Origin of the sequence: Bacillus cereus group sp. N14 (genome assembly GCF_016483555.1) — a bacterium.
GTDB classification, from domain to species: Bacteria; Bacillota; Bacilli; order Bacillales; family Bacillaceae_G; genus Bacillus_A; species Bacillus_A wiedmannii.
On record NZ_JAEHBQ010000089.1, the window covers coordinates 1 to 268 of the forward strand.

Here is a 268-nt window from a genome sequence, read left to right on the forward strand (position 1 = left end):
GTCGGGCTCATAACCCGAAGGTCGCAGGTTCAAATCCTGTCCCCGCAACCAAATGGTCCCGTGGTGTAGTGGTTAACATGCCTGCCTGTCACGCAGGAGATCGCCGGTTCGACCCCGGTCGGGACCGCCATTTTTTTACATAAAGGCTCGGTAGCTCAGTCGGTAGAGCAGAGGACTGAAAATCCTCGTGTCGGCGGTTCGATTCCGTCCCGAGCCACCATTTTGAAGTAGCAAGCCGACTTAGCTCAACTGGTAGAGCAACTGACTT

Annotated in this window: 2 tRNA genes; both read left to right on the forward strand. The window is 55.2% G+C overall.

Annotation, left to right across the window (positions count from 1 at the left end):
* Positions 1 to 54 precede the first annotated feature (54 nt).
* Positions 55 to 130, forward strand: a tRNA-Asp gene (locus JDS82_RS29195).
* A 14-nt stretch (positions 131 to 144) separates the two neighbouring features.
* A tRNA-Phe gene (locus JDS82_RS29200) sits at positions 145 to 220 on the forward strand.
* Positions 221 to 268 lie beyond the last annotated feature (48 nt).